Origin of the sequence: Vulcaniibacterium tengchongense (assembly GCF_003814555.1) — a bacterium.
Classification (GTDB): domain Bacteria; phylum Pseudomonadota; class Gammaproteobacteria; order Xanthomonadales; family Xanthomonadaceae; genus Vulcaniibacterium; species Vulcaniibacterium tengchongense.
Window position 1 is genome coordinate 49869 of sequence record NZ_RKQN01000004.1, and the last position, 21067, is coordinate 70935.

Consider the following 21067-nt stretch of genomic DNA (forward strand, 5'->3'; position numbering starts at 1 on the left):
GGCCGGCCGTCCCCGCCGGCGATCCTGTGCGCCGGGCGCGCCGCGGGCCGGCCACGCATTACCGGTACAATTCGCGGTCCTCAGCGCATCACGTCTCCCCCGATGAACACCATGGATTACGCCAAGGCCCGCGAACTGATGGTCGAACAGCAGGTACGTCCCTGGGACGTGCTCGACCCGCGCGTGCTCGACACCCTGGCGACGCTGCCGCGCGAGGCCTTCGTGCCCGAGCCGCACCGCGCCCTGGCCTACGCCGACCTGGCCCTGCCGCTGGGCCACGGCGAGCAGACGATGAAGCCCGTGGTCGAAGGCCGCGCCCTGCAGGCGCTGGCCGTGGACCCGACCGACGACGTGCTCGAGATCGGCACCGGCAGCGGCTTCCTCACCGCCTGCCTCGGCCGCCTCGCCCGCGAGGTGGTGAGCCTGGAACTGCACGCCGACCTGGCCGAGCGCGCGCGCGCGGCGCTGGCCGCGCAGGGCATCGGCAACGCCCAGGTGGTGGTCGGCGACGCCTTCGCCTGGACCCCGACCCGCCGCTTCGGCGCGATCCTCGTGGGCGGCGCCGTCGACACCATCCCGCAGCGCTTCCTCGACTGGCTGCAGCCCGGCGGGCGGATGTTCGTGGTCCACGGCCGCTCGCCGGCGATGGAAGCGGTGCTGGTGCGCAACGACGTCAACGGCACGCGCATCGAATCGTTGTTCGAAACCGACCTCCCCTACCTGGTCGGCGCCGCGCCGGTGCCGACTTTCGAGTTCTGAGACCTCAAGGACATCGCATGATCCGCCGCCCGCTCGCCCTCGCACTCGCTTCCGTCCTCAGCGCCGCCCTGCTTCCGGCCACCGCCGCCGCCGAGGATCTGCTGCAGACCTACGAGCTGGCGCGCGAAAGCGACCCGCAGCTCTCCGCCTCCGAAGCCAGCCGCCGCGCCACCCGCGAGGGCGCGGTGCAGGCGCGCGCGGCGATGCTGCCGCAGATCAACGGCACCGCCTCGCTCAACCGCACCCGCTCCACCAACGACGGCCTGACCGAGTTCGAGGACGGCACCACCATCGACGGCATCGTCACCTCCGAGACCACCACGCGCCAGACCGGGGTCGAGCTGCGGCAGATGATCTACGACCGCAGCAACTTCACCCGCCTCAAGAGCCAGCGCGCGCTGAGCGAAGCCAGCGACTTCCAGCTGGAATCGGCCAGCGACGACCTGATCACCCGCACCTCGGCGGCGTACTTCAACGTGCTGATCGCGCTGGAGTCGCTGGCCGCGGCCGAGGCGGCGGAGACCGCGCTGCAGAAGCAGTTCGACTACGCCTCCAAGCGCCTGGAGGTCGGCCTGGCGCCGATCACCGACGTGCACGAGGCGCGCGCCCAGTACGACAGCGCCCGCGCCAACACCATCCTCGCCCGCAACGCGGTCGAGGACGCCTACCAAGCGCTGGCCGAGATCACCGGCAAGCCGGTCCGCAACGTCAAGGGCCTGCCCAAGGACTTCCAGCCCTCGATCCCCGAGGCGCGCGACGCCGAGGCCTGGGTGCAGCTGGCGCTGGAGAACAACCCGGCGCTGCGCGCGGCGGAACTGCAGCTGCGTTCGGCCGAGGCCGACGTCGAGACCGCCCGCGCCGGCCACTGGCCGACCCTGTACCTGAGCGGCAGCTACGGCGACAGCGACCGCTGGGGCGACCGCAGCTTCATGGGCAGCACGTTCGACATTCCCGACAGCCACACCTACGGCCCCGCGGTCGGCATCACCCTGTCGGTGCCGATCTTCTCCGGCGGCGCGGTCCAGTCCGGCGTGCGCCAGGCCTTGGCGCGCCGCGACCAGACCAACGACCAATTGGAGCAGCAGCGCCGCGCGCTGGTGCGCAACACCCGCAATGCCTACCAGAGCCTGGTGGCGAGCATCAGCGAGGTCGAGGCGCGCCGCCTCGCGCTGGTCTCGGCGCAGGCCGCGTACGACGCGTCGCAGGTCGGCCTGGAAGTCGGCACCCGCACCGTGCTCGACGTGCTGCAGAACCAGCGCAACCTGTTCGACGCCCAGGTCGAGTACGCCCGCGCCCGCTACAACCACCTGCAGACCCGCCTCGAACTCGAGCAGGCGGCCGGCACGCTCGACGTCGCCGACGTGCAGGACATCAACCGCCTGCTCACCGCCGACGTCGAGGCGCAGATGCCGGCGGGGGACGTGCCGGGCTGAGCCGCGCGCGCTCGCGCGAGACCGAAAACCGCCGGGCGACCGGCGGTTTTCTTTTGTGCCGGGGCCGCGGATGCGCGCGGATCGATGCGGATCGAGCAGAACCGGAGCGGCGGTCCAAGGGGCGCACGGCCAAGGCGGATCGCGTGGGCGCCGTGGCTCCGCGCGCTCCGCGTTTCGCGGCGGAATGCCGCGCCGGTTCGCCACGGCGTTTCCCCGGGGCGCGCGCCGGGCCGCGGACGCCCCCGACCTCTCCGCGCCGCTCCGCGCGAATCCGCGGCGAGACCCTCCGCGCTATCGCGCCACCGGCAACAGCGGCCGCAGCAGCGCCAGGGTGCGCGCCAGCGCGCCGCGGCCGGTCTCCACCAGGGCGCGGCCGGCCTCGACCATGCGCGCGCGCGCGGCGGCGTCGTCCAGCAGCGCCTGCAACGCCTCGCGCACCGCATCGGCGTCCGCGCCGATGCGCAGCGCGCCGGCGTCGTCCAGGCGCTGCGCGATCTCGGCGAAATTGTGCAGGTGCGGCCCGGTCACCACCGCGGTACCGGCCGCGGCCGGCTCGAGCAGGTTGTGCCCGCCGACCGGCTGCAGGCTGCCGCCGACGAAGGCGACGTCGGCGCAGGCGTAGAAGTGGGTGAGCTCGCCGAGCGTGTCGATCACGAACACCGCGTCGTCCGGTTGCGGCCAGCGCGCGCGAGCGCGCGTCGACACCCGCCAGCCGGCCGCGCGCGCGGTCTCGGCGACGACGCGGAAGCGCTCGGGATGGCGCGGCGCCCACAGCAGCAGCAGGTCCGGGTAGCGCGCGCGCAGGCGGCGATGGATCGCGACCATCGCCGCCTCCTCGTCCTCGTGCGTGCTCGCGGCGATCCACGCCGGCCGCGGCCCGGCCTGCCCGCGGCAGTGCGCGGCGAACTCCGCCAGGTCGGCCGGCACGGCGACGTCGAACTTGAGGTTGCCGACCTCGGCCACCTGCTCCTCGCGCGCGCCCAGGCGCAGGAAGCGCGCCGCGTCGGCCTGCGACTGCGCCGCCACCGTGCGCACCGTGCGCAACGCGCGCGCGACCAACGGCGCGAGCACGCGGTAGCCGTGCAGCGAGCGCGCCGACAGCCGCGCGTTGAGGATCAGCGCCGGGATGCCGCGGTCGCGGCAGCCGAACAGCAGGTTCGGCCACAGCTCGGTTTCCATGATCAGCGCCGCGTGCGGGCGGAAGTGGTCGAGGAAGCGGCCGACCGCGCCGGGCAGGTCGTAGGGCAGGTAGACGTGCTCGACCGCGTCGCGCCATAGCGCCTGCACGCGCTCGGACCCGGTCGGGGTGATCGTGGTCACCAGCAGGCGCAGGTCCGGGCGCTCGCGGCGCAGCGCATTGACCAGCGGCACCGCGGCGTTGACCTCGCCGACCGATACCGCGTGCAGCCACAGCACCGGCCCGGGCGGGAGGTCGCCGTACACCGCGTAGCGCTCGGACCAGCGCTGGAAGTAGGCCGGCTGGCGGAAGCCGCGCCAGATCAGGTGATAGACGGTGATCGGCGCGAGCAGATACAGGGCGACCGAATACAGGCCGCGCAACAGGCGCTCGATGGGGTCCGTCGGCATCGCGCAAGGATACCCGCGGCGGCGCGCGCTGTAGACCGGGACCGCCGCGCCAGCGCGCGTTCCGGCGCGGCGCCGAAGGGCGCGCGCCACCGACGCCGCGGTGCCATCCTGCGCCGCGTCGCGCACGCGCGCGTACGCCGGCCACGGCCCCGGTTTGGGATGCGCGCGCATGCCGCCTAGAATCCGCGCATGTCCGCGCCGCCCGCTTCCCCGCTTCTGCCGCCTCCGCTCGCTTTGCGCCATTGGCCGATGTGGCTGGCGCTGGCGGGCATGGTGGCGGGCGCGCGGCTACCGTGGCCGCTGCAGCGTCTGCTCGGCCGCGTCATCGGCGCGGCCGCGCTGCGGCTGGTGCGCGATCGCCGCCGCGCCGCCGAGATCAACCTCGCCCTGTGCTTCCCGGAGATGGGCGAGGCCGAGCGCGCGCGGCTGCTGCGCGAGACCTTCCGCGACCTCGGCATCGGCCTGTTCGAATTCGCCCGCGCCTGGTGGGGGTCGGCGACGCCGATGCGGCGCACCGCGCGCATCGAAGGCGTGGAGCGGATCGAGGCGATCCGCGCCCAGGGCCGCGGCGTGCTGCTGGTGTCGGGCCACTTCATGACCCTGGAGATCTGCGGCCGCCTGATGTGCGACCGCCTGCCGCTGGCCGGCATGTACCGCCGCCACCGCAACCCGGTGATGGAATGGGCGGTCAAGCGCGGGCGGCTGCGCTACGCCGCGGCGATGTTCGCCAACGACGAGGTGCGCGCGGCGATCCGCCACCTCAAGCAGGGCGGCCTGCTGTGGTACGCGCCGGACCAGGACATGCGCGGCAAGGACACGGTGTTCGCGCCATTCTTCGGCGTGCCGGCGGCGACGATCACCGCGACCCACCAGTTCGCGCGCCTGTCGGGCTGCGCGGTGGTGCCGTTCTTCCACCGCCGCGAAGGCGGCGACTACGTGCTGCGGCTGGGCGAGCCGCTGCCGGACTTCCCCTCCGCCGACGCGGCCGCGGACAGCGCGCGGGTGAACGCCGCGATCGAGGCGATGGTGCGCGAGGCGCCGAGCCAGTACCTGTGGATCCACCGCCGCTTCAAGCGCCGGCCGCCCGGCATGGCCGCGCCGTACAAGCGCTGAGCCGGACTTCTTCGACCGCGACGCCGCCGGGCCGGCCGCCGCTCGGCGTCGCAGCGACGCCACGCCCGACCCCAACGCGCCCGCTGCCGCGCACCGCTCCGTCGCCCGCGCACCGCTGGAAGGCGACGTCGGCGGGCACGGCCGCGGGAACGCCCTAGCCACATGCCCGCCCCGCGTGCGGCCGCCCGACGGCGCGGCGCCGCCGGGACCCGGCGCGGCCGTCCAGCCGCGCTACGCGCCCTGCCCGCCCTGCGGCGCGCCCGGGCTTTCCTGCCGCCCCAGCAGGCTGCCTGCGTACAGCGCCGCCAGCAGCAGGGTCAGGCTGCCCCAGAACGTCGAGTAGAACGCCAGATGGGTGTTGAGCGGGAACACGGTGACCACCAGCGCCCACATCGCCGGGCGCGCGCGCTCGCGCGCCTCGGGGTTGGCGAAGCGCCACGCGCGCCAGGCCAGCGCCGCGCCGGCGAACCACATCAGCAGGCCGAACGCGCCGGTCTCGGCGAGCACCTCGAGCACCAGCTGGTGCGCGTGCAGGGCCGGCCCGCCGCCCCAGGCGGCGATTTCGCCCGGCGCCGGGTCGCAGGCCGGGAAGGCCTCGCGGAAGCCGCGCGCGCCGACGCCGTTGAACGGATGCTCGGCGATCATGCAGCCGGCCGCGCGCCAGATCCGCGCCCGCCCGGACAGCGCGCTGTCCAGGCCGGCGATGTCCGCCGACAGCGCCGGCGCGGTGCGCACCAGGCGCTCGCGCACCTGCGGCACGCCCAGGCCGAGCGCGGCGGCGGCGATCGCGCCGAACACGAACACCGCCAGCAGCTTCTTCCAGCCCAGCAGCCGCCAACCCGACAGCAGCAGCGCCAGCGCGTAGCCGAGCCAGGAGGCGCGCGAGCCGGCGAGCAGGATCACCACGCCCACCGCCGCCGCGCACAGCAGCCAGCCGAGCAGGCCGTAGCGGCGGCCGCCGACGAACAGCACGAACGGCGACATGCTCGCCAGCACCGGGCCGAGCTTCAGATTGCACGGGCCGAGCACGCCGCTGAGCCGGTCCGCCGCGGCGACCTGCTCCGGCGTGCACATGCCGTGGCCGGTGAGCGCGACCTTGGCGGCGTCGATCGCCGCGAACAGCGGGCTGGTGCCGGTCGCGGCCTGCACCAGCGCGTCGGCGGTCCACAGGGCGAAGATCGCGGCCAGGCCGGCGAAGGTGACGCGGCGGCCGCGCGCGCTCGCCACCGCCGCCGCGGCCAGCCACAGGAACGGCAGGTAACGCAGATCCACCGCGGCCTCGCGCAGCGCGCGCGCCGAATCGAGCGCGTCCAGCGCCGACACCGCCTCGGGCAACCAGTAGGCGAAGAACAGCACCGTGGTCAACGCCCAGGCCGGGTTGCTCAGCAGCTGCGCGCCGCCGCGGAAGCGCGACGCCAACAGGCCGACCAGGGTCAGCAGCGCGCCCAGCGCCAGCACTCCCTCCGCGTAGCCCGGCGCCGGCCACAGGGCGACGAACGCGAGGATCCAGGCCGGCGCCCAGCGCCAGCCGCGCGGGCGCGGCGCCGGCGGCGCGGGGTCAGCGCCGGGGTGCGGCATCGGCGAGCTCGGCGTAGACGGCAAGCGTGGCCTCCTGCATCGCGCGCAGCGACAGCTGCGCGAAAAGCCGCATCGTATCCGCTGGCGCCGGCGGATGCGCAAGCAGCGCGCGCGCGGCGCGCTCCAGCGCGTCGGCATCGAACGGCGCGACCGCGCCTTCGGGCTGCCATTGTGCGAGCAGCTCGCCGACGCCGCCGTGATGCCAGCCGAGCACCGGCCGCCCCACCGCCAGCGCCTCCAGCGCGGTGCGGCCGAACGCTTCGGGCTTGCGCGACAGCTGCAGCACCAGGTCGGCCGCGGCATAGGCGCGGGCGATCGCGTCGGTCGGTTCGGTCAACGCGATCGCCTCGGCGACGCCGAGCCTCGCCGCCTCGCCTTCCAGCTCGGCGACGTAGGCGGCGCGGTGCGGCTCGCGCGCGCCGGCCAGCCAGAGGCGCGCGTCGATGCCGTGCGCGCGCAGGCGCGCCAGCAGGGCCAGCGCGTCGGCATGCCCCTTCAGGCGGGTGCCGCGGCCGGGCAGCAGCAGCAGCGGGCCGCCGCCGCCGAGCACCGGATGCCGCGCCGCGGCCCAGGCGCGCGCGCGCGGGTCGGGCCGCGGCGCGCGCGGGAACGCCGCCGGGTCGACGCCGCGCGGGATCACCCGCAGCCGCGCCGGCTCGGTGTCCGGATACAGCCGCAGCACGTAGTCGCGCACCGTCTCCGACACGCAGATCACCCGCTCGCCGCGGGTCATGACCCGGCTGTAGCGCGAGGGCGAGTTCAACCCGTGCACGGTGGTGACCAGGCGCGGGCGCGCCGCCGCGGGCAGGCTGCGCAGCGCCAGCACCGCCAGCCAGGCCGGCAGGCGCGAGCGCGCGTGCACCAGGTCGGCGCGCTCGCGCGCGAACAGCCGGCGCAGCGCGTACACGTGGCGCACGGTCAGCGGCGACTTGCGGCCGATGTCGAGTTCGACGTGCTCGGCCCCGAGCGCGCGCAGCGGCGGCACCAGGCGGCCGCCGGCGGAGACCACCAGCGCGCGGTGGCCGGCCGCGACCAGCGCCGCGGCGATCTCCAGCGTGGAGCGTTCGACCCCGCCGGAATGCAGCGCCGGCAGCAGTTGCACGACGGTCAGCCGGCGCATCGGCGGCTCCGCGGTCGACGGCCGCCCCCGGACGCATCGTGCGGAAGCCCGCTGCCGCGCCGCGCGCCCTTGTCGCGCCGAGCGCAACGCAGGACCTGCGTTCCGATGCAGACCGCCGCTGTAAGCGCCGCAGGAGCGCAGCCGGCGCATGCCGACGCGCGACACGCCATGAATACGTCCCGGTAGGCTCTTCGGCGGCATCCCCGCCGCCGAAGGTCGCGCATCGGCATACCCCGGCCGCGCGCGACAGCGGGCGGGGCACTGGAAAGAACGAAAAGCAGATCCCGCGCGGCGCCCGGGACGACGGCAGGCGAGAAGGCGGGAATGGCAGGCACGCGTGTCTGCGGCGTCGAAGCGCGCACGGCGATGCGGCGCGGCCGCAGGGTCAGTCCTCGAGCACGAATTCCGCGCCGCAGTACGGGCACTTCGAGCGGCCGCCCTCGGCCTCGATCGGCAGGTACACGCGCGGATGCGAGTTCCACAGCGCCATCGACGGCAGCGGGCAGCTCAGCGGCAGATCGCTGCGGTGCACGACGTAGCGCTGCTGGGCATTGGCCTGGGTCGAAGGGGCGTTGGCGTTCATGGCGATACGTGTGGGGCGAAGCGCGGGGCGCCCATTGTAGCCGCTCGCCGCCACGCCCCGGCCACGGGACGCCGACGCGCGACGAGGCGCCTACGGCGGCAGATCGAACAGCAGCACGTCGGCGCGGCCGTCGCCAAGGCCGCGCAGCCGCAGCGGGCCGCCCTCGTCGCCGAAGCCGAGCGCGTCGCCGGCCTGCAGCGTGCGCCCGCCGGCATCGACCGTGCCGCGCGCCACGTGCAGCCAGTACAGCCGCGCCGGATCGAGCGCGTACTCGGCGCGCTCGCCGCGGTCCAGGCGCAGGTCGAGCACGCGGGCGTCCTGGCGGATCGCCAGGCTGCCGTCGCGGCCGTCGGGCGAGGCCAGCAGGGTCCAGCCGCGCGCGTCCTCCGGCACCGCCTGGCGCTGGGCGTAGGCGGGTTCGTGGTTCAGCCGCGACGGCTGGATCCAGATCTGCAGGAAGTGCACCGGCTCGGCGTCGGAGGCGTTGTATTCGCTGTGCTCGACGCCGTGGCCGGCGCTCATCCATTGCAGTTCGCCCGGGCGGATCGTGCCGCCTCCGCCGGTGCTGTCGCGGTGCGCCAGGCCGCCCGCCAGCACGTAGCTGAGGATCTCCATGTTGGCGTGGCGGTGCGGCGCGAAGCCGCCGCCGGGGGCGACCCGGTCCTCGTTGATCACCCGCAGCGGACCGAAGCCCATCCACGCCGGGTCGTAGTAGTGGCCGAAGGAAAAGGTGTGGCGGCTGTCGAGCCAGCCGGTCCTGGCCTGGCCGCGTTCGGCGGCGGGACGGGCGACGATCATGGCCTGCTCACTTGCCCGGTGCGGCCGCGTCGCCCTTGGGCACGATGGCCTCGGTGGTGATGCGGATGCTGACTTCGTCGCTGACGTTGGGCGCGTACTTGCCGAGGCCGAAGTCGCTGCGCTTGAGCGTGGTGGTGGCGTCGAAGCCGGCCGCCGGGCGCTTGGCCATCGGCTGCTCGCCGACCTTGTTGATCGTGGTGTCCAGCACCACCGGCTTGGTCACGCCGCGCACGGTCAGGTTGCCGTGCACGCGCAGCTTGCCTTCGCCGGCGGCCTCGACCTTGGTGCTCTTGAAGGTGATGGCCGGGTGGTTGGCGGCGTCGAAGAAGTCGGCGCTGCGCAGGTGCTCGTCGAAGTCCGGCACGTGCGAGTTGAGGCCGGCCAGCGGAATGGTGACCTCGACCTTCGACGCGGCGACGTCGGCCGGATCGTAGGTGATGCTGCCGTCGACCTGGCCGAAGTGCGCCACCGGGTGCGAGAACCCGAAGTGGCTCCAGCTGGCGATCACGTCGGTGTGGTTCGGGTCGATCTTGTAGGTGGTCGGCGCGGCGGCGGCGAAGCCGGCGACGGCGGCCAGGGCGGCGGCGAGAGCGAGACGCTTGAGCATGGCGGTTCTCCTGGAATGAAGGGATCCAACGCCTTCCCCGCGGGGAAGGTTCCGGCGGCGAAACCGGCGCGGGCGAGCGCGTGCGCCGCCCCTTGGTACGCCTCCCGGCCTCCGCCCGCAAGCGGCGGAGGGCCTGGCGGGACTACAGGATCCGCGCCGCCTCGTCGAAGGACAGTCGCGGCGAACGCGGGAACAGCTTGGCCGGATCGCCGTGGCCGAGGTTGATCAGGAAATTGGAGCGGATCCTGGTGCCGGCGAAGAACGCGGCGTCGACCCGGGCGTTGTCGAAGCCGGACATCGGGCCGCAATCCAGGCCCAGCGCGCGCGCGGCGAGGATCACGTAGGCGCCCTGCAGGCTGCCGTTGCGCAGCGCGATCGTCTCCAGCTCGGCCTCGGGCAGGCCGTCGAACCAGCTCTTGGCGTCGGTGTGCGGGAACAGGTACGGCAGCTTCTCGTAGAAGGCCAGGTCGTGGGCAACGATGGCGGTGACCGGCGCGGCCATGGTCTTGGCGCGGTTGCCTTCGCTCAGCGCCGGGGCGAGCCTGGCCTTGGCCTCCTGGGACTTCACGAACACCAGCCGCAGCGGCGACATGTTGGCGCTGGTCGGCCCCCACTTGGCCAGTTCGTACAGCCGCCGCAGGGTCTCGTCGCTGACCTCGCCGCCGAGCTCGTTGTGGGTGCGGGCGGTACGGAACAGCTGGTCGAGGGCGGCGTCGGTCAGGGCTGGGGTCATGCGGGGGCTCCGTGGATGCCGCGCACGGCGCGGCGTTGGCGGGCAAGTGTAGAGTCTGGCCCATGGCGGACAGCCGATGCGCCCGGAACGGATCGATACGAACGTGCAACAAAGCGATGCCTTGGATGCGACCGTTCCGCAGGCGATCACGATGCCGGATTCCGGTCGCGCCGGCCCGGTGTGCTGGACCCTGACCGACGGCCATGCCGGCAACCGCCGCCAGGCCGAGGCGCTGGCCGCCGCATTGGGCGGCGAGCAGCGCCGCTGGACCCTGCAGCCGCGCGCGCCCTGGCGCTGGTGGGCGCCGCGCCGCGGCCCGGGCGCGGCGGCCGCGTTCGGCGCCGGCTTCGCCCGCGCCCTGGCCGGGCCGCCGGAGGGGCTGGTCGCGATCGGCTGCGGCCGCCAGGCCGCGCTGGCCACCCGCCTGCTGCGCCGGCGCGGCGCGCGCGCGGTGCAGATCCTCGACCCGCGCCTGGACCCGCGCCACTGGGACCTGGTGATCGCGCCGGAGCACGACGGCCTGCAGGGCCGCAACGTGATCGCCGTGCTCGGCAGCCTGCACTCCGTCGACGAGGCCTGGCTCGACGCGGCGCGGCACCGTTTCGCCGCGTTCGCCGCGCTGCCGCGGCCGCGCACCGCGTTGCTGCTCGGCGGCGCCAGCGCGCACGCGCGCTTCGACCCGGACTGGTACGACGCGCTGCTGCGGGGGCTGGCGCGGCAGCTGCGCGAGGAGGGCGGCAGCGTGCTCGCCACCGCCTCGCGGCGCACGCCGCTGCCGGCGCGGCAGAGCCTGCGCGCGCACCTGGGCGGGCTGCCGGGCGCGCTGTGGACCGGCGGCGCCGACGCGGACAATCCCTACCCCGGCCTGCTGGCCTGGGCCGACCGCATCGTGGTCAGCGCCGATTCGGTGAACATGCTGTCGGAAGCCGCGGCCACCGCGGTGCCGGTGTTCGTCGCCGGCCACGACCGCGTCGAAGGGCGGCCGCGGCGCTTCCTCGACAGCCTGCTCGGGCGCGACCGCGTACGCCCGTTCGGCCCCGCGCTCGCCGCCTGGCCGGTGGTGCCGCTGCGCGAGACCGCGCGCGTCGCCGGCGAAGTCGCCGCGCGCCTGGGCCTGTAGCGCGCGGCTACTCGCCGAAGTCCAGCCCCTGCGCCCGCGCCGCCGCGCGGATGCACTCGCGTGCCTGCTCCACCGCCGCGTCGCGCGGCACCCGCCGCGGGCGACGGTCGAGCGTGCAGTCCAGCCCGCGCGCCAGCAGCGCCGCGTGCGCCTGCGCCAGCGCCGCGGCGGCGTCCGCCTCCAGCGCGCCCGCCTCGCGCGCGGCGTCGATCAGCGCCGGCGTCGCGCGCGGCGCCAGCAGCGCCGGCCGCGCGTGCGCGCGCGCCAGCACCGCGTGCTGCAACAGGAACTCCAGATCGACCAGCCCGCCCTCGCCCTGCTTCAGGTCGAACAGCGCCGGGTCGCTGCGGTCGAGTTCGGCGCGCATGCGCCGGCGCATCGCCGACACGTCCTCGCGCAAGCGCGCCGGGTCGCGCTCGCGCCCGAGCGTGTCCGCGCGCACGCGCTCGAAGTCCGCCAGCAGCGAGGCCTCGCCGGCGACGCCGCGCGCGCGCACCAGGGCCTGGTGCTCCCAGGTCCAGGCGCGCTCGCGCTGGTACTCGCGGAAACTGGCCAGGCTCGACACCAGCAGGCCCTTGGCGCCGTCCGGGCGCAGGCGCACGTCGACGTCGTACAGGCGGCCGGCGCCGGTGACGGCGCCGAGCAGGGCGACGATCTTCTGCGCCAGGCGCGCGAACCAGCGCCCGGCCTCGAGCGGGCGCGCGCCGTCGGAATGCGCGCCGGCCGCGGCGTCGTACAGGAACACCAGGTCGAGATCGGAACCGAACCCCAGCTCCTCGCCGCCGAGGCTGCCGTAGCCGAGCACGGCGAAGCGCGCGCCCGCGACCCGGCCGTGCGCGGCGGCGAGCTCGTGCTCGGCCAGGCGCAGCACGCGCCGGACCACGCCGTCGGCGAGCCAGGCCAACTGGCGCGCGCCCGCGGCCGCGTCCTGGCGGCCGTCGCGCAGCGCCAGGGCGATGCGGAAGCTCAACGCCTGGCGCACTTCGTTCAAGGCCTGCAGCAGCGCCTCGGCGTCCTCGTCGCCCGGGACCTCGGCGCAGGCCTGCAGCAGCGCATCGCGCCCCGGCAGCGGCCCGGCCACGCGCGCGTCGAGCAGTTCGTCGAGCAGCAACGGATACGCGGCCAGGCGTTCGGCCAGCAACGCGCTGCGCGCGACCGCGTCGACCAGCCGCGCCAGCGCCGCCGGCTGCTCGTCGAGCAGCGCCAGGTAGGCGCTGCGGCGCAGGATGTTGTGCAACAAGGCCAGCAACCGGCGCAGCGCCAGCATCGGTTCGCTCGAGGCCGCGACCGCCTGCAGCAGCGCCGGCAGCACCCGGTCCAGGCGCGCGCGGGCGCGATCGGACAGCGCGCGCACGCCGGGGCTGCGGGCGAAGTCGCGCAGCGCCGCGTCGGCCGCGTCGGCGTCGGCGAAGCCGGCCTCGCCGAGCGCCTGCCGGTCGCCGCCGTCCGGCAGCGCGCGCCAATAGCCGGCCAGCGCGTCGGGCGCGGCGCGGCGCCGGCGCGGCGCCAGCAATGCGTCGAATTCGGCGCTCACCCGCGCGCGATGCGCGTCGAGTTCGGCGCGCAGCGCGTTCCAGTCTTCGTAGCCGAGGCCGGCGGCGATCCGCTCGCGCTCCTCCTCGCCGGCGGGCAAGGCGTGGGTCTGCGCGTCGCGCAGCATCTGCAGCCGGTTCTCCAGCCGGCGCAGGAAGCGGTACGCCTGCGCCAGCGCGTCGGCCGCGGCCGGCTCGACGTGGCGCGCCTCGCGCAACGCGCGCAGCGCCGGCAGCAGCGAGCGCTCGCGCAACGCGGGCGCGCGGCCGCCGTAGATCAGCTGCAGCGCCTGCGCCAGGAATTCGATCTCGCGGATCCCGCCCGGCCCGCGCTTGATGTCGTCGGCCAGGTCCTGGCGCGCGACCTCGGCGGCGATCGCCGCCTTCATCGTGCGCAAGCCTTCGAGCGCGCCGAAGTCGAGATAGCGCCGGTACACGAAGGGCCGCAGCGTCGCCAGGAACCGCTCGCCCGCGGCGGCGTCGCCGGCCACCGGCCGCGCCTTCTGCCAGGCGTAGCGCTCCCAGTCGCGGCCCTCGTGCTGGAAGTACTGCTCCATCGCCGCGAACGACCACGCCACCCGGCCGGCATTGCCGTACGGGCGCAGGCGCAGGTCGACGCGGTGGCAGAAGCCGTCGCCGGTGACCTCGCCCAGAAGGCCGGCGAGCTGCTGGCCGAGGCGGGCGAAGTAGGCCTCCGCGCCGAGCGCGCGCGCGCCGTCGGACTCGCCGTCGTGCTCGTAGGCGTAGACCAGGTCGACGTCGGAACTGAAGTTGAGCTCGCCGCCGCCGAGCTTGCCGAGGCCGAACACCACCAATCGCTGCGGGCGGCCGTCGCGGTCGCGCACGCGGCCGTGGCGCTGCGCGAACTCCGCTTCCAGCGCATCCAGCGCCAGGCGCAGGCATCGCTCGGCCAGGCGCGTGCTGCCGGCCAGCGTCGCCTCGACCGCGTCGAGGCCGAGCACGTCGCGCCAGACCAGCCGGGTCGATTCCGCGGCGCGATGGCGCCGCAGCAGCATCGGCCACTCCGCGCGCCGCTCCGGCGCGAGATGCGGCGGCGGCAGCGCTTCGGCGCCGTCGTCCGCATGCAGGCGCGCCAGCAGCCCGGGCTGCCGCGCCAGGGTGTCGATCGCGAAGTCGCTGGCGACGGCGACGCGGGCGAGCTTGTCGCGCAGCGCCGCGTCGTCGCCCGGCAGCCGCGCCAGCGCACGCGCGCGCAATGCGGCGAAACGGTCGGGGTGGATCATGTCCGCATGATCGCATGCGCCGCGCAGGCCGCTGCGACGCGGCCGTGGGACGCGGCACTGCGCCACGCCCGAACGGGCCGCGAACGCGCCCGCGCGAAACCTCCAGCCGATCCGGCGAGCCGGACCGCGGCAGGACGGGCGCGGCACACGCGATCGACGATCCGCGCCGACGTTGCAACCGGCACGCGCGCCCGCGGCCCGCGCGACGAGCCATGCCGTGCCGTCGCATCGCGGCCGAAGGCGCGCCCGTGCCGGCGCGCCGAAGACGATCGCGATCGAGCCGTGCCGGCGCCGGCCGCCGCGCGCGATCACGCCCTCGGCGCACGCGCCGCAGGCGCCGGTACGTCCGAACCGCCGCGCCGCCCGGCCGGGCGTCCTTCGCACCGCGTTGCGGCGCGTCGTCGCAGGCGCAAATAAAAAGCCCGCCCCGGTCGAACCGGTTGCGGGCCTGCTCCCTCCCCCACGTCGGGATGCGTGCGCATCGTGAAGGAACCGTTAGAGGGATTGCACGCTGCAGTGCAAAACGATACCCGCGGGTACAGGAAAATGCCCGCCGTTCACCGCGCGGCTGCGGCTGCGCCGGGTTTGCGCACGTCGAAGAACATCAGATAGACCAGCCGCCCGTTCTCCGGGCGGTCGCCGAAGGCCGGGCCGGCGGTGTGCCACAGCCACGGCCGCAGCAGGACCAGGCGGTTGAAGCGCATCGGCACCTGCATGGTCAGTTCCCACTTGGCGTCGTCGGTGCCGTCCCGCTCGATGATCTCGCGGTGCATCTGCTGGTGCGAGGCGAATCCCATCGCCGCCAGTTCGGCATCGTCGAACGGCGCGCGGTCGGTGCCGGTCGGCCGATGGCGGAAGAACTCGGTGCCGCCGCGGCAGTCCTCGGGGCGGCTCAGGTACAGGATGCCCGACCAGTAGGCGTGGTCGATGTGCACCTTCGCGCGGCCCGTGTCCGCCGCCAGCGTCAGCCGGAACTTCGCGTGCGACTGCAGCGGCGACACCGGCGCCAGCGGCTCGCGCACCAGGTCGGACACCGCGTCGGTCAGGCCGTCGATCTCCAGCCGCTCCAGCGAATTGCGCCCGGGGAACGCGCCTTGCTGCTCCGGGTAGGTGAGCCGCAACCCGGCCTCGCGCAGGCCGTGCGCGTCCCGCGGGCTGAGGAAATCGTCGACGACGATCAGCGAAGTAGGCATGGCCGGAGGCTAGCCTCCGCGCACGGCGCCCACAAGCGCGGAGCGGCTGGGCACGTTGGACGCGGCCCGCGCACGCCGGCCTGGGCCAGGCGCAAGAACCCGCGTCGGGCGATGCGCGGGCGGCCGGCGCGAAGGCGCTTCGTCGTAGCGGCGCGACCGGGCGCCCGGGGCTCGCCCGCCCGCCCCGGCCTCGTTCCGGCATCGCGCCGCGCGATTTCGGGCGCGGCTCTGGTAGCCTTCGCCGCTTTGCCACGGACGACGGCGATGGGCAATCGCGCGTACCTCTACCTGTGCACCGCCGAGGAGGCGGAGAACGGCCGCGGCCGCAGTTTCGCCGAGGCCAACAACGTGCTGCCCACGCTGTGGCGGGTGCTGCTCGCCGGCGGCGCAGCCGGCACGCCGATCGCGCACCAGCGCGTGTTCGGCGATGCCGGCACCGCCAACCTGGTCGCGCCGGCCGCGCCCGCGAAGGACAGGATCGCGGCGATCCGCGACTTCGTCGAACGCCATCCGCGCCTGCCGCTCAACCCGGCGCTGCCAGGGCAGCTGCGCGCGCTGGAGGCCTACCTGCGGCAGGAGTGCGCGGCCGTCGCCGACGGCGACGACGCGGCGGCGCTGCATTTCTCGGCCGACCTGGACGAGCTGGCCTGGCTCGACCCGGAACCGCGAGCCTTCGTCGAGCGTTGCCGCGCCGATTGCGATGCGCTGTGGCAGCGCCTGCAGGACGCCATGCGCCACGGCGACGCCGACGGCTTCGATGCCGCCCTGGAGCTGCACGCCGACGGCAACCGCGGCTTCGGCGACTGGTCGGCCTGGGCGTGGACCTTCGGCCTGGGCGGCCTGGATCATCCGTACTTCGACGCGGACGAGCCGCGCGAGGTCGCGTTCGAAGCGTTCGATCCGCACGCGGACGAGCGCCTCGAACTGGAGCATGGCCTGGAGGTCTTCCGCGAGCGCGGCCGGTGCGGCCTGCGCCGGTGGGCCGCCGGCAGCGACGAGCCGGTCGTCGTGGCGGCCGCGGAGTGGGACGGCATCGAACCGGCGGGCGACGCGCCCGGCCTGTTGCGGGTGCAGCGCGGCGGCCGCGTCGGCCTGATGCGGGTGGCGGCGGCGAACGGGCCTTCGCTGGTACGCGCGCCGGAATTCGAGTGGATCGACGACTTCGTCGACGCCGGCGGCGCGCCGCTCGCCGTCGCCGCGCATCCGGACGGCATCGGCCTGCTGCAGGCCGACGGCGCCTGGCGGATCGCGCCCGGCGCCACCGAGCCCCCGCTGGATGCGCTGTTGCCGGCGCAGCACGAGCGCCTGCCCGCGTGCGCCGGCGGACGCTGGGGCCTGCTCGATCCGTGGGGCCGGTGGGTGCTCGCGCCGCGCTACGAACGGATCGATGCGTTCGCCCCGTCCGGCCTGGCGCCGGTGGCCGCCGGCGGCCGCGTCGGCCTGGTCGATCGCGACGGCCGCGAGGTGCTGCCGCCGCGGTACGACGCGCTCGGCTGGGACGAGGAGCGCGAGGTGTTCGAGATCGAACTGGACGGCCGGCGCGGCTGGCTGCGCGCCGACGGCCGCGTCTGGATCGCGCCGGCGTGGGAACGCCTGCAGCCGCTCGACGGGCACGGCGTCCTCGTCCGCCGCGACGGCCGCTGGGGGCTGCTCGACGGCGACGGCCGCGAGCGGATCGCCCCGCGCTACAGGACGCTGGAACCGCTGGCCGACGCCGCCGCCGCGCCGCCGCTGCTGCTGGCGCGCGATCGCGCCCTCGGCGTGGTCGACGTGGACGGGCGCGTCGTGGTGCCGTTCGAGTACGCCGGCATCGCGCCGTTCGCCGCCGCGCGGTGCGGCGATGCCGACGCCGGCGCGCACCTGCTCCTGCTGGCCCGCCGCCGGCGCGGCGAGCCGCCCCGCTACGGCGCCTGGGATCTGCGCCGGCGGGCCGAGGCCCTGCCCTGCGAATACGACCTGCTGCAGGCCTTCGCCTACCGCGACGCCGGCGGCGCGGCCGCCGTCGCCTACATCGCCGGCCGCTGCATCGACGGCTACGGCGACGACCGCGAAGGCGCCCTGCGCATCGGCGTGCTGCGCGAGGACGGCAGCGAACTGCATCCGCTCGACTTCGTGCGGCTTTCGATCGACGACCTGGCCGACACCGAGACGCCGGAGGATCTCGCCGCCCTGCTCGGCGAAGCCTGGAGCCGCGGCGGGCACCTCGACGCCCGCGACCCCTACGGGGGCCGCTGGCGCTTGTGGCGCGACGGCCAGGCGATGAGCGAGCCCGAGTGGTGGGAGCAGCGTTTCCACGAGCGGGGCGACCGCGAGGCCGCCCTGCGCCTGGCCGAGCACTTCGCCGACGGTGGCGAACCGGAGCCCGCGCGCTACTGGATGGGCCTGGCCGCGGGCCTGGCCTCGCCGCCGCGCGAGTCCGGGCGCGGCCTGCTGCGCCGCCTGCTGCGGCCGGCGCGGGACTGGATGCCGCGCGAGGTCGCCGCCGACGGCGTGCCCGAGGCGATGCTCCGCCTGGCGCGGATGCTGCGCGACGGCGAAGGCGGGCGCGCCGAGCCGGCCGCCGCCCGCGCCTGGCTGGAGCACCTGCTCGCCCACCGCGACCGCAACCACCGCCAGGCGCATGTCGAACTCGGCGACCTCTACGACGAGGGCGTCGGCGGCGCGGTCGACCTCGGCCGCGCGCTGGAGCTGTTCCGCCGCGCCGCGGTGATGAACCACCCGGACGCGCACTGGCGCGTCGCCTACGCCTACGAAGAAGGCCGCGGCGTCGCCGTCGACCTCGAGCAGGCGCTGCATCACTACCGCCTCGCCGCGCGTGGCGGCGTGCCGAGCGGTGCGCACCGCGGCGCCAGGGTGGCGATCGCGCTGGCCGCGCGCGCCGATGCCGCGGCGCGCAAACGCCTGCTGGGGGAAGCCAAGGCCTGGTTGCGCCCGCTGGCCGGGGACGAGGACTACGAGTGGCGAGGCCATGCCCGCCTGCTGCTGGGCGAGGCCTGCCTGCAGCGCGTCGACGGCGCACGCGATATCGCCGAGGCCGAACGTTGCTTCCTGCGCCTGGCCGAGCAGGGCGACGAGGACGGCATCGCCCGCCTGATCGCCTTGTACGAGGACCCCGACGGCGGCCGCCACGATCCGGCCGCGGCGGCGCGCTGGCGCCGGCGCTCCGGCGCGGGCGGGTAGGTCCGCCCGGGAACGGGCGGGCGGCACGCCCCCGGTTTGCGGCTCCGCTCGACGGGCGGGCGCCCGGCGGCGCGCGTCTTCGCCGGTGCCGCGGCGGGCGCGGGCGCCGGAAAAGAGAAGGCCCGCCGAAGCGGGCCTTCCGGTACAGCGTCGGGCGCGGGGCCGGATCAGAAGTCCATGCCGCCCATGCCGCCCATGCCGGCGCCGGCGGCCGGCTCTTCCTTCTTCGGCAGCTCGGCGACCATCGCCTCGGTGGTGATCATCAGGCCGGCGATCGACGCCGCGTTCTGCAGCGCGGTGCGGGTGACCTTGGTCGGGTCCAGGATGCCCATCTCGACCATGTCGCCGAATTCGCCGGTCGCGGCGTTGTAGCCGAAGTTGCCCTTGCCTTCCTTGACCTTGTTGACGATCACCGACGGCTCCTCGCCGGCGTTGCTGACGATCTCGCGCAGCGGCGCTTCCATCGCGCGCAGGGCGATCAGGATGCCGTGGTTCTGGTCCTCGTTGGCGCCCTTCAGGCCCTCGATCGCGGCCTTGGCGCGGATCAGCGCGACGCCGCCGCCCGGGACGATGCCTTCCTCGACCGCGGCGCGGGTGGCGTGCAGCGCGTCCTCGACGCGGGCCTTCTTCTCCTTCATCTCGACTTCGGTCGCGGCGCCGACCTTGATCACCGCCACGCCGCCGGCCAGCTTGGCCACGCGCTCCTGCAGCTTCTCGCGGTCGTAGTCCGAGGTGGTCTCCTCGATCTGCGCCTTGATCTGCTTGATGCGGCCCTCGATCGCCGACGCCTCGCCGGCGCCGTCGATGATGGTGGTGTTCTCCTTCGAGACCACGACCTTCTTGGCGCGGCCCAGATCCTTGATCGTGGCCTTCTCCAGCTGCAGGCCGACTTCCTCGGAGATCACGGTGCCGCCGGTCAGGATCGCCATGTCCTCCAGCATCGCCTTGCGGCGGTCGCCGAAGCCCGGGGCCTTCACCGCGCACACCTTGACGATGCCGCGGATCGTGTTGACCACCAGGGTCGCCAGCGCCTCGCCCTCGACTTCCTCGGCGACGATCAGCAGCGGCTTGCCGGCCTTGGCCACGCCCTCGAGGATCGGCAGCAGGTCGCGGACGTTGGAGATCTTCTTGTCGTGCAGGAGGATGAACGGATCCTCGAGCTCGGCCGACATCGACTGCTGGTTGTTGATGAAGTACGGCGACAGGTAGCCGCGGTCGAACTGCATGCCCTCGACGACGTCGAGCTCGTTCTCCAGGCCCGAACCGTCCTCGACGGTGATCACGCCTTCCTTGCCGACCTTGTCCATCGCCTTGGCGATCAGTTCGCCGATGTTGGCGTCGGAGTTGGCCGAGATCGCGCCGACCTGGGCGATCTCCTTCGAGGTCGACGACGGCTTGCTGATCTTCTTCAGCTCCTCGACGGCGGCGGTGACCGCCTTGTCGATGCCGCGCTTGAGGTCCATCGGGTTCATGCCGGCGGCGACCGCCTTCATGCCCTCGCGGATCAGCGCCTGGGCCAGCACGGTCGCGGTGGTGGTGCCGTCGCCGGCGTTGTCCGAGGTCTTCGAGGCGACCTCCTTCACCATCTGCGCGCCCATGTTCTCGAACTTGTCGGACAGTTCGATCTCCTTGGCGACGGACACGCCGTCCTTGGTGATGGTCGGGGCGCCGAAGCTCTTCTCGAGCACGACGTTGCGGCCCTTCGGGCCGAGGGTCGCCTTGACGGCGTTGGCGAGGATGTTGACGCCGCGCACCATCTTGACGCGCGCGTCTTCACCGAAGCGGATTTCTTTGGCAGCCATGGATCTAACTCCAGGATTCGTGGTTTGGATTCGTGATTCGTGAAGGCTCGGAGAACGACGGGACTCGGGGGATGCGGGGATCGTCGGCGCGGCGCGCCTCCGCGGATCCCGACCGGCCCACCCGGATCCCGGTCCGCGATCAGCCGAGGACCGCGAAGATGTCGTCTTCCTTCACCACCAGGTATTCGGTGCCGTCGAGCTTGACCTCGGTTCCGCTGTACTTGCCGAACAGCACCTTGTCGCCGGACTTGACCTTGGGCGCGCGGATGCTGCCGTTGTCGAGCACCTTGCCTTCGCCGACCGCGACGACCTCGCCCTTGATCGGCTTCTCGGCGGCCGTGTCGGGGATCACGATGCCGCCGGCGGACACCTTCTCTTCTTCCATGCGCTTGATGACCACGCGGTCGTAGAGCGGCTTGATATTCATGACAACAACCTCGCAAGTGGTTGAACTGGTTGGAAAAACTGAGGAATTTTAGCAATCGCGCCAGGCGAGTGCCAACGCCGTGGCGCAAAAACACCCGGCATGCCGGGATGGCGCAGACATGGGGCGCCGCGATGCGCTTTCAAGGGGTGGGCGGAGGCGCGCGATGGCCGGCGGCGCGGCGGGGCGCGTTCGGCCAGCAGGAGGCCGCGCGAACGGACCGGACAAAGAAAGAGCGCGTCCCGTGGAACGCGCTCTTTT

16 protein-coding genes are annotated in these 21067 nt (G+C 74.4%); 5 read left to right on the top strand and 11 right to left on the bottom strand.

Features of this window, described 5'->3' with window-relative positions:
* Nucleotides 1-102: 102 nt before the first annotated feature.
* Nucleotides 103-759, top strand: a complete 657-nt coding sequence (locus EDC50_RS13340; protein WP_123770985.1) for a protein-L-isoaspartate O-methyltransferase family protein — start codon at nucleotides 103-105, stop codon at nucleotides 757-759.
* A gap of 17 nt (nucleotides 760-776) precedes the next feature.
* Entirely contained in the window at nucleotides 777-2192 is a 1416-nt protein-coding gene (locus EDC50_RS13345; protein WP_123770986.1) for a TolC family outer membrane protein, read from the top strand.
* A gap of 291 nt (nucleotides 2193-2483) precedes the next feature.
* On the opposite strand, the gene waaA is transcribed toward EDC50_RS13345, so the two are convergent.
* Nucleotides 2484-3779, bottom strand: a complete 1296-nt coding sequence (gene waaA / locus EDC50_RS13350) for a lipid IV(A) 3-deoxy-D-manno-octulosonic acid transferase (protein WP_123770987.1) — start codon at nucleotides 3777-3779, stop codon at nucleotides 2484-2486.
* A 189-nt stretch (nucleotides 3780-3968) separates the two neighbouring features.
* Between waaA and lpxL the strand changes: the two genes are divergently transcribed.
* A complete protein-coding gene (gene lpxL, locus EDC50_RS13360) occupies nucleotides 3969-4892 on the top strand; it encodes an LpxL/LpxP family Kdo(2)-lipid IV(A) lauroyl/palmitoleoyl acyltransferase (protein ID WP_123770988.1) in 924 nt (307 codons plus the stop codon).
* A gap of 231 nt (nucleotides 4893-5123) precedes the next feature.
* On the opposite strand, the gene EDC50_RS13365 is transcribed toward lpxL, so the two are convergent.
* The 6 genes from EDC50_RS13365 to EDC50_RS13390 form a co-directional block, all read right to left on the bottom strand.
* Nucleotides 5124-6470, bottom strand: coding sequence for an O-antigen ligase family protein (locus EDC50_RS13365; protein ID WP_123770989.1), 1347 nt, complete (start codon nucleotides 6468-6470; stop codon nucleotides 5124-5126).
* Nucleotides 6451-7590 carry a glycosyltransferase gene (locus tag EDC50_RS13370; protein ID WP_123770990.1) on the bottom strand — a complete coding sequence of 380 codons (1140 nt, stop codon included), beginning with the start codon at nucleotides 7588-7590 and terminating at the stop codon, nucleotides 6451-6453. Before EDC50_RS13370 ends, EDC50_RS13365 begins: the two co-directional genes overlap by 20 nt.
* 385 nt (nucleotides 7591-7975) lie before the next feature.
* Nucleotides 7976-8173 carry a zinc-finger domain-containing protein gene (locus tag EDC50_RS13375; protein WP_123770991.1) on the bottom strand — a complete coding sequence of 66 codons (198 nt, stop codon included), beginning with the start codon at nucleotides 8171-8173 and terminating at the stop codon, nucleotides 7976-7978.
* A 90-nt stretch (nucleotides 8174-8263) separates the two neighbouring features.
* Entirely contained in the window at nucleotides 8264-8971 is a 708-nt protein-coding gene (locus EDC50_RS13380; RefSeq protein ID WP_123770992.1) for a pirin family protein, read from the bottom strand.
* 7 nt (nucleotides 8972-8978) lie between these two features.
* A complete protein-coding gene (locus EDC50_RS13385) occupies nucleotides 8979-9578 on the bottom strand; it encodes a YceI family protein (RefSeq protein WP_123770993.1) in 600 nt (199 codons plus the stop codon).
* 142 nt (nucleotides 9579-9720) lie between these two features.
* Nucleotides 9721-10311 carry a malonic semialdehyde reductase gene (locus tag EDC50_RS13390; RefSeq protein ID WP_123770994.1) on the bottom strand — a complete coding sequence of 197 codons (591 nt, stop codon included), beginning with the start codon at nucleotides 10309-10311 and terminating at the stop codon, nucleotides 9721-9723.
* Between the two features lie 151 nt (nucleotides 10312-10462).
* On the opposite strand from EDC50_RS13390, the gene EDC50_RS13395 reads away from it, so the two are divergent.
* Nucleotides 10463-11431: a mitochondrial fission ELM1 family protein gene (locus tag EDC50_RS13395; RefSeq protein WP_123771179.1), complete on the top strand. Its 969-nt coding sequence runs from the start codon at nucleotides 10463-10465 to the stop codon at nucleotides 11429-11431.
* Nucleotides 11432-11438: 7 nt separating this feature from the next.
* Here the strand turns inward: EDC50_RS13395 and glnE are convergent, their stop codons facing one another.
* Together glnE and EDC50_RS13405 are read right to left on the bottom strand one after the other, a co-directional pair.
* Nucleotides 11439-14207, bottom strand: a complete 2769-nt coding sequence (glnE, locus tag EDC50_RS13400) for a bifunctional [glutamate--ammonia ligase]-adenylyl-L-tyrosine phosphorylase/[glutamate--ammonia-ligase] adenylyltransferase (protein WP_123770995.1) — start codon at nucleotides 14205-14207, stop codon at nucleotides 11439-11441.
* Between the two features lie 557 nt (nucleotides 14208-14764).
* The gene (locus EDC50_RS13405) at nucleotides 14765-15400 is read right to left on the bottom strand and encodes a DUF6445 family protein (RefSeq protein ID WP_123770996.1); all 636 of its coding nucleotides are present in this window, start codon (nucleotides 15398-15400) and stop codon (nucleotides 14765-14767) included.
* A 264-nt stretch (nucleotides 15401-15664) separates the two neighbouring features.
* Here EDC50_RS13405 and EDC50_RS13410 point away from each other — a divergent pair, with 264 nt between their 5' ends.
* Nucleotides 15665-18580, top strand: a complete 2916-nt coding sequence (locus EDC50_RS13410) for an SEL1-like repeat protein (RefSeq protein ID WP_158635745.1) — start codon at nucleotides 15665-15667, stop codon at nucleotides 18578-18580.
* Nucleotides 18581-18747: 167 nt separating this feature from the next.
* Here EDC50_RS13410 and groL read toward each other — a convergent pair whose 3' ends face one another.
* Together groL and groES are read right to left on the bottom strand one after the other, a co-directional pair.
* Complete coding sequence (gene groL, locus EDC50_RS13415; protein ID WP_123770998.1) at nucleotides 18748-20382, bottom strand: chaperonin GroEL; 1635 nt, start codon at nucleotides 20380-20382, stop codon at nucleotides 18748-18750.
* A 139-nt stretch (nucleotides 20383-20521) separates the two neighbouring features.
* Nucleotides 20522-20809, bottom strand: coding sequence for a co-chaperone GroES (gene groES / locus EDC50_RS13420; RefSeq protein WP_123770999.1), 288 nt, complete (start codon nucleotides 20807-20809; stop codon nucleotides 20522-20524).
* Nucleotides 20810-21067: the final 258 nt, after the last annotated feature.

What these genes read in the sequence shown, in the direction of transcription:
- EDC50_RS13340 (WP_123770985.1), top strand. Translation starts at nt 103, where the DNA reads ATGAACACCATGGATTACGCCAAGGCCCGCGAACTGATGGTCGAACAG.
- EDC50_RS13345 (WP_123770986.1), top strand. Translation starts at nt 777, where the DNA reads ATGATCCGCCGCCCGCTCGCCCTCGCACTCGCTTCCGTCCTCAGCGCC.
- waaA (WP_123770987.1), bottom strand. Translation starts at nt 3,779, where the DNA reads ATGCCGACGGACCCCATCGAGCGCCTGTTGCGCGGCCTGTATTCGGTC.
- lpxL (WP_123770988.1), top strand. Translation starts at nt 3,969, where the DNA reads ATGTCCGCGCCGCCCGCTTCCCCGCTTCTGCCGCCTCCGCTCGCTTTG.
- EDC50_RS13365 (WP_123770989.1), bottom strand. Translation starts at nt 6,470, where the DNA reads ATGCCGCACCCCGGCGCTGACCCCGCGCCGCCGGCGCCGCGCCCGCGC.
- EDC50_RS13370 (WP_123770990.1), bottom strand. Translation starts at nt 7,590, where the DNA reads ATGCGCCGGCTGACCGTCGTGCAACTGCTGCCGGCGCTGCATTCCGGC.
- EDC50_RS13375 (WP_123770991.1), bottom strand. Translation starts at nt 8,173, where the DNA reads ATGAACGCCAACGCCCCTTCGACCCAGGCCAATGCCCAGCAGCGCTAC.
- EDC50_RS13380 (WP_123770992.1), bottom strand. Translation starts at nt 8,971, where the DNA reads ATGATCGTCGCCCGTCCCGCCGCCGAACGCGGCCAGGCCAGGACCGGC.
- EDC50_RS13385 (WP_123770993.1), bottom strand. Translation starts at nt 9,578, where the DNA reads ATGCTCAAGCGTCTCGCTCTCGCCGCCGCCCTGGCCGCCGTCGCCGGC.
- EDC50_RS13390 (WP_123770994.1), bottom strand. Translation starts at nt 10,311, where the DNA reads ATGACCCCAGCCCTGACCGACGCCGCCCTCGACCAGCTGTTCCGTACC.
- EDC50_RS13395 (WP_123771179.1), top strand. Translation starts at nt 10,463, where the DNA reads ATGCCGGATTCCGGTCGCGCCGGCCCGGTGTGCTGGACCCTGACCGAC.
- glnE (WP_123770995.1), bottom strand. Translation starts at nt 14,207, where the DNA reads ATGATCCACCCCGACCGTTTCGCCGCATTGCGCGCGCGTGCGCTGGCG.
- EDC50_RS13405 (WP_123770996.1), bottom strand. Translation starts at nt 15,400, where the DNA reads ATGCCTACTTCGCTGATCGTCGTCGACGATTTCCTCAGCCCGCGGGAC.
- EDC50_RS13410 (WP_158635745.1), top strand. Translation starts at nt 15,665, where the DNA reads ATGGGCAATCGCGCGTACCTCTACCTGTGCACCGCCGAGGAGGCGGAG.
- groL (WP_123770998.1), bottom strand. Translation starts at nt 20,382, where the DNA reads ATGGCTGCCAAAGAAATCCGCTTCGGTGAAGACGCGCGCGTCAAGATG.
- groES (WP_123770999.1), bottom strand. Translation starts at nt 20,809, where the DNA reads ATGAATATCAAGCCGCTCTACGACCGCGTGGTCATCAAGCGCATGGAA.